Source organism: Actinomadura roseirufa, from assembly GCF_900659635.1.
In the GTDB taxonomy this organism is placed as follows: domain Bacteria; phylum Actinomycetota; class Actinomycetes; order Streptosporangiales; family Streptosporangiaceae; genus Spirillospora; species Spirillospora roseirufa.
The window spans coordinates 1-5,649 of record NZ_CAACVB010000385.1 but is presented as its reverse complement, the minus strand read 5'-3'; the positions used below and the strand labels follow the sequence as shown (position 1 = coordinate 5,649).

At 75.0% G+C, this 5,649-nt stretch carries 5 protein-coding genes; 2 read left to right on the top strand and 3 right to left on the bottom strand.

Annotation, left to right across the window (positions count from 1 at the left end; translation table 11 throughout):
* Both E1291_RS38435 and E1291_RS38430 read left to right on the top strand, forming a co-directional pair.
* On the top strand, positions 1-1,251 hold a 1,251-nt coding region (locus E1291_RS38435), incomplete at its 5' end, for a CDP-glycerol glycerophosphotransferase family protein (RefSeq protein ID WP_207401170.1).
* Positions 1,235-2,452: a glycosyltransferase gene (locus tag E1291_RS38430; RefSeq protein WP_207401169.1), complete on the top strand. Its 1,218-nt coding sequence runs from the start codon at positions 1,235-1,237 to the stop codon at positions 2,450-2,452. The genes E1291_RS38435 and E1291_RS38430, both read left to right, overlap by 17 nt.
* A gap of 94 nt (positions 2,453-2,546) precedes the next feature.
* On the opposite strand, the gene E1291_RS38425 is transcribed toward E1291_RS38430, so the two are convergent.
* The 3 genes from E1291_RS38425 to E1291_RS38415 are packed head-to-tail and all read right to left on the bottom strand — an operon-like array spanning position 2,547 to position 5,480.
* Positions 2,547-3,314 (bottom strand): ABC transporter ATP-binding protein, encoded by a 768-nt coding sequence (locus E1291_RS38425; RefSeq protein WP_131742961.1) that lies wholly within the window; start codon positions 3,312-3,314, stop codon positions 2,547-2,549.
* Positions 3,314-4,405 (bottom strand): FecCD family ABC transporter permease, encoded by a 1,092-nt coding sequence (locus E1291_RS38420; RefSeq protein ID WP_131742960.1) that lies wholly within the window; start codon positions 4,403-4,405, stop codon positions 3,314-3,316. Before E1291_RS38420 ends, E1291_RS38425 begins: the two co-directional genes overlap by 1 nt.
* On the bottom strand, positions 4,398-5,480 hold the full coding sequence (locus E1291_RS38415; protein WP_131742959.1) for an ABC transporter substrate-binding protein: 1,083 nt from the start codon (positions 5,478-5,480) through the stop codon (positions 4,398-4,400). The genes E1291_RS38420 and E1291_RS38415 overlap by 8 nt, the downstream gene beginning before the upstream one ends.
* Positions 5,481-5,649: the final 169 nt, after the last annotated feature.

The window sequence follows — 5,649 nt, the reverse complement described above, 5'->3', positions numbered from 1 at the left end:
GCCGTGCGGCGCGCCGCCGCGACCTCCGCGGGCCGCCGGGCCCGGGGCGGGGCGAGGCGCCTGGAACGGTCGGCGCGCCGGCTGCTCTCCTCCCGGCGGACCAAGATCGCCTTGTTCAACCGGGTACTGAGCCGGCTGCCCGTACGCCCGGGCCTCGTGGTCTTCGAGAGCCATCTCGGCGCCCGCTACGCCGGCAGCCCCAAGTACATCCACCGCGAGCTGCGCCGGGCGCGGCGGCCCGTCCGCGCCGTGTGGTCGTACGCGGCGTCCCCCAAGGGGTTTCCGCCGGACGCGGACCTGGTCCGCCGGGGCTCGTGGGCGTACTACCTGGCGCTGGCGCGGGCCGAGTTCTGGGTGGACGACCAGGGCTACCCCGACGGGATCCGCAAGCGGCCGGAGACCACCTACATCCAGACCTGGCATGGGTCGGCGTACAAGCGCATGGGCCTCGACCAGCCGGTGCTCAAGGGCGGGCCGGCGTCCGAGCGGGCCCGGCTGCGCCGCATGGTCAGCCGGTTCGACTGCTTCCTGGTGCGCTCCGAGCACGACGTCACGACGCTGGCGAGGGGGCTCGGGGTCCGAGCCGAGCTGCTCGCCGCCGGCTATCCGCGCAATGACCCGCTGGTCACCGGGGTGGAGGGCGACCCGGAGCTGGCCGCCGAGGTCGCCGCGCTGCGCCGTGCGCTGGGCCTCGGGGACGGCCGGCGCGCGGTGCTGTACGCGCCGACGTTCGGCACCGGGCCCGGCGGGCGGCCCGTCCGCCGCCTGGAGCCGCCCGTCGACCCGGCCGTGTTCGCGCGGGAGCTGGGGGAGGAGCTCGTCCTCCTGGTCCGGCCCCATTACCTGTGCGGGGCGAAGCTGCCGCCGTCCGCCCGCGCGGTCATGCGGGACGCCGGCGGCGTGCCCGACGTGACCCCGCTGCTGCTGATCGCCGACGCGCTCGTCACCGACCAGTCGTCGATCATGTTCGACTACGCGCTGCTCGACCGGCCCATCGTGCTGCACCTGCCGGACGGGCGGGAGCCGGACGGCGGCTACTTCGACCTCGAACGGCACGCCCCGGGGCCGATCACCCGGACGCCGGCCGAGCTGGTCGCCGCGCTCGGCCGCCTCGACGCCGACGCCGCCGCGCACGCCGCCCGGCGCCGGGCCTTCGCGCGGCGGTTCGGCGAGCACGACCGCGGCTCCGCGGCGCGGACCGTCGTGGAACGCTACTTCGGCGAAGGGAGCGGACGTGGCGGCGCCGCGTGACGTCTTCATCGTGTGCAACAACGCCGACGACATGGGCGGCCTGCAGCGCTGGGCGCACCACATGGCGCGGCTGCTGGCCGCGCGGGGCGATCGCGTCACACTGGTCGCCATCACCCGCGGCGCGGTGCCCCACCACCACGGGCGGGACGGCTCGTACGCGCTGGAGGTGCTGCACCGGGACCGGCGACCGCCCGGTCCCGCCCGTCGCCCGGCGGGGTGGGCACGCCACCCGAATCCGGCGGCGCGGGGGCGCGACCTGTGGGGGGCGGTGGTGCGGCGGCGCGGCGCCGCCCGGCTGTCGGAGCTGTTCGCGGCGGCCCGGCCGGGCGCGGTCGTGATCGTCGCGCAGGTCTGGGCGATGGAGTGGGTCCGGCTGGCCGACACCTCCGGGCTGCGGGTGATCGGCATGAGCCACGAGTCGTACGCGGCCACCCGGCGGTCCTCGCGCTACCGGCGGGTCAAGGAGCACTACGCCGGCGCCGACCGGCTGGTGGTGCTCACCGCGGAGGACGCCGACGCCTGGGCCAGGGACGGCATGACCAACGTCGGTCACATCCCCAACGCGTTGCACGTCGAGCCCGTCGTCCGCCCGACCCTCGACCTGCCCGTCGTCGCCTGTGTGGGCCGCCTGTCCTACGAGAAGGGCCTGGACCTGATGCTGGAGGCGTGGGAACGGGTCGTGGCCGACCATCCGGGCTGGCGGCTCCACATCTACGGTGACGGGCCGATGGAGGAGGAACTGCGCGCTCAGACCGCCGCGGCGGGGCTGGGCGGCCGGGTCGAGTTCCGGGGAGTGGTCACCGACGTCGAGGACGCGCTGGTGGAGGCATCGATCTTCGCGCTGCCGTCCCGGGACGAGGGCCTTCCCATGTCGGTGCTGGAGGCGATGGCCTACGGGCTGCCGTCGGTGGCGTTCGACTGCGCGCCCGGCGTCCGCGCGCTGCTCGGCGACGAGGGCGGGCTGCTGGTGCGCCGGGGCGACACCGCCGCGTTCGCCGCGGCGATCGGACGGCTCATCGAGGATCCGGGCCTGCGCCGCGCGCTGGGCGGTGCGGCCCGCGCCTCCGTCGGCCGCTACCGGCCCGACGCGGTGCTCGCCCGCTGGGACCGGCTCTTCGCCCTTCTCCACCACGACACGCCGGCTCACGAGCCGCCAGTGCCCGGACACCGCGAACCCGCGCTGGAGGGTGATTCTTTCTAGTGACTTCTCGGGTGGAAGTCCGGGGCGTGGAGCGGCACGCACGGCGCCGTGCCCCGTTGACCGGGCTCGCGGCCCGGTCAACGGGGCACGGCCGCTAGGTGAGGCTGGCCACGGCGATGTGCGGACGTCCGGTGATCGGATGCTCGCCGATGTGGGCGCGCACGCCGAACACCTCCGCGACGAAGCCGGGGGTCAGCACCTCCAGCGGCGGGCCCGACGCCCGGACCCTGCCCTTCTCCAGGACGATCACGTGGTCGCAGTACGCGGCCGCGTGGTCCAGGTCGTGCAGGGCCGCGAGCAGCGTCATCCCCAGCGACCTGACCAGGTCGAGCAGGCCGAGCTGCGCCCGGACGTCGAGGTGGTTGGTCGGCTCGTCCAGGATGAGCAGCGGCGCCTCCTGGGCCAGGGCCCGCGCGACGAGGGCGCGCTGCCGCTCGCCGCCCGACAGCGTGGAGAACAGCCGCTCGGCCGCGTGCGCGAGCCCGACCCGTTCCAGCGACTGCTCGACCACCGCCCGGTCGGCAGAGTTCTCCCGTTCGAGGATGCCCTTGTGGGGGGCGCGCCCCATCGCGACGACCTCGGCCACCGAGAACTCCCCGGACAGCTCGCCGTGCTGGGTCACCACCGCCCGGCGCAGCGCCGCCTGCCGGGCCCGCATCCGCCACAGGTCGTCCCCGTCCAGCGACACCACCCCGTCGGAGGGCCGCAGCGAGCGGTAGACGGTGCGCAGCAGCGTGGACTTGCCGCTGCCGTTCGGGCCGATCAGCCCGACGAACGAGCCGGGCTCGGCGACCAGGTCGACGCCGGACACGATCGCGGTGCCCTCGATGCGCGCGGTGACGCCGGCGATGACCAGCCTCATCAGCCCTCACCCCCCGCCCGGCGGCGCAGCAGCCACAGGAAGAACGGCACCCCGAGACCGGTGGTGAAGATGCCGATGGGCAGCTCGTTCGGCCGGTCGGCGGTGCGGGCCGCGATGTCCACCGCGACGAGGAACACCGCGCCGAGCAGCGTCGCGACCGGCAGCACCCGCCGGTGGTCGCCGCCGACGAGGAACCGGGCGGTGTGCGGCACCATCAGCCCGACGAACCCGATCCCGCCGACGACGCTGACCGACGTCGCGGTCAGCAGCGAGGCGACGACCAGCAGCCCGATCCGCAGCGCCTGCACCGACGTGCCGAGGCCCGCCGCGGCGTCGTCCCCGGCCATCAGCGCGTTCATGTTGCGCCCCTGCAGGAGCAGCAGCAGCGTGCACACCGCGATGACGGCGGCGGGCACCCCGAGGTCGGACCAGGTGGCGCCCGCGACGCTGCCCATCAGCCAGAACATCAGGCCGTGCAGCTCGGTCGGGTCGACCTGCAGCTGCACGTAGCTGGTCGCGGCCGAGCACAGGTAGCCGACCGCGACGCCGGCGAGCACGAGCCGCGAGTCCAGCAGCCGCCCGCCGCGCTGCGCCAGGACGTACACCACGATCACGCTGACCAGGGCGGTGCCGAACGCGGCGCCGGTGACCCCGACGCCCGCGAAGGTCGCCGTGCCGTAGGACACGACGAGCACGGCGCCCAGCGACGCCCCGGAGGAGATGCCGAGGATGTAGGGGTCGGCGAGCGGGTTGCGGACGAGGGCCTGCAGCGCCACGCCCGCGGCGCTGAGCCCCGCCCCGACGAGCGCCGCGACCAGCACGCGCGGCGCGCGCAGGTCCCAGACGATCTGGTCGCGCAGCGGGTCGGGGGACGCCGAGCCGGTCAGATGGGCGAAGATCACCCGCCAGACCGAGCCGACGGGCAGGTTCACCGACCCGATGGAGATCGCCGCGATCCCGACGGCGACGAGCGCGACGCCGAGCCCCGCGACGAGCACCCAGGTCATGGCGCCCGAGACCAGGTGCGGGCCGCGCCGCCCGGCGAGGCCGGCGGGCGCCGCGGGGGGCGGCGCGGTCACGGTCTCAGCCATCGTGGACGACCTTGGCGATCTTCTCGACCGCCCACGCGTTCAGCGGGCCGAGGAAGGCGCCGTCGGAGAGGCTCACGAAGGTCCGGGTCTTGGACGCCTGCCACTGCGGGTACGCGGCGAACAGCTTGCGCGCCTCGGCGGCGGGGTCCTCCGACGGCGTGAACGCGCCGACCGCGAGCACGTCGACCCCGGCCGTGGCGAGCCGCTCCCGGGTGAGGGTGCTGGTCACGTCCCGGGACTCCCCGGCGAACGCGTTGACCCCGCCCGCGGCCTTGATCACCTCGTCGGTGATCCGCCCGGTCATCACGGCGGGCAGCCCGGAGGCGTTCATCATCGACATGCCCGGGTAGACGATCAGGACCTTCCTGGCGGGGCGCCCCGCCACGCGCGCGCGGACGGCGTCGACCCGGCGCCGCAGGTCGGCCGACACCTGTGCCGCCTTGTGCTGGACGTCGAAGACGCGTCCGAGCAGGTTCAGGAACTCGTAGGAGGACTCGATGGAGATCTGGTCGTAGGCCCGCTTCTCCGCGGCGGACGCGCCGGGCTTGCCGTAGGCGCAGTTCACCGGGTTGACCAGCGTGGTGACGCCGGCCGCGGCGAGCTGCTCGCGGGTGGCCAGGCCCCGCTTGGGGTCGAAGCCGCCCGACCAGGTGGAGACGACGAGGTCGGGCTTGGCGGCGAGGACCTGCTCGGCGGGCACCTCGAAGTTCTTGTTCATGGTGAGCCCGCCGGTGGGCATCGCCTTCACGGCGGCGACCATCGACGGGTCGTCCGACACCCCGTAGGACTGGGCGTTGGCGAGGACGCGGCCCTGCAGTCCCAGGAGCACGAAGCTCTCGGACTCGGCGACGGAGGTCCCGTTCAGGATCAGGACCCGCCGGGGCGCGCGGGTGAAGGTCACCTTCTGCCCGCAGTTGGTGAACGTGAGGGGGTAGGAGGTCGTGCCGGGCGCCGCGCCGGTGAGCGCGGCCGTCTCGTCGCCTTCCGAGGTGTCCGCGCACGCGGCGGCGCCGAGCAGTGCGAGGGCGGCGAGTCCGGCGAGCGCGATACGCCTGGGGGGTCTGTGGTCGAACATGGGTCTTCTCTTTTCCGGTGGGTGACGGCGTGCGTGCGCACGCCCGGCCGGCCCGCCGGGTCAGGACGGGATCAGCGGGCGTGCGGCAGGGCCACCGGAGGGCCCCGGCGCCGGACGGCGCGGGCCAGCAGGACGCCGAGGCGGGGCGCCGGGTCGGCGGCCGACACCG

Bases quoted from the DNA above. Each gene is read 5' to 3' on its own strand.
- E1291_RS38415 (WP_131742959.1), bottom strand. From the start codon at position 5,480: ATGTTCGACCACAGACCCCCCAGGCGTATCGCGCTCGCCGGACTCGCC.
- E1291_RS38420 (WP_131742960.1), bottom strand. From the start codon at position 4,405: ATGGCTGAGACCGTGACCGCGCCGCCCCCCGCGGCGCCCGCCGGCCTC.
- E1291_RS38425 (WP_131742961.1), bottom strand. From the start codon at position 3,314: ATGAGGCTGGTCATCGCCGGCGTCACCGCGCGCATCGAGGGCACCGCG.